The sequence below is a fragment of the Myxococcus sp. CA040A genome, from assembly GCF_013336725.1.
Lineage (GTDB): Bacteria > Myxococcota > Myxococcia > Myxococcales > Myxococcaceae > Myxococcus > Myxococcus llanfairpwllgwyngyllgogerychwyrndrobwllllantysiliogogogochensis.
Genome location: NZ_JABUMR010000051.1, coordinates 1 through 500 on the forward strand (window position 1 = coordinate 1; position 500 = coordinate 500).

Annotated in this window: 1 protein-coding gene; it reads left to right on the forward strand. The window is 64.8% G+C overall.

The genetic code is table 11. The annotated features are described in order from the left end of the window. A partial coding sequence (locus tag HUA75_RS46055; protein ID WP_254628138.1) for a condensation domain-containing protein occupies positions 1-500 on the forward strand: 500 nt, incomplete at both ends.

Sequence of the window (500 nt, forward strand, 5' to 3'; positions counted from 1 at the left end):
CTTTCTCCGCTGCCCATCCAGTACGCCGACTTCTCCGTCTGGCAGCGCCAGTGGCTCCAGGGCGACGTCCTCTCTTCCGAAATCGCCTGGTGGCGCACCCAGCTTGCCGGTGCCTCCTCGTCCCTGGAGTTGCCCACTGACAGGCCTCGCCCCGCCGTTCAGTCCTATCGCGGTGCGGTGTTCCCCATCGGGTTGTCTCGTGAGTTGACCCAGGCCGTGAAGGCCCTCGCTCAGCGTGAAGGCGCCACGCCCTTCATGGTGCTGCTGGCTTCCTTCCAGCTTCTGCTCTCCCGCTACTCGGGCCAGGACGACATCTCCGTCGGCTCTCCCATCGCGAATCGCAATCGCTCCGAGACCGAGGGCCTCATCGGCTTCTTCGTCAACACCCTCGTCCTCCACTCCCGACTCGACTCGAAGCAGTCCTTCCGTCAGTTGCTCTCCCAGGTGCGCACGTCCACTCTGGCCGCCTACGAGCACCAGGACGTCCCCTTCGAGAAGCT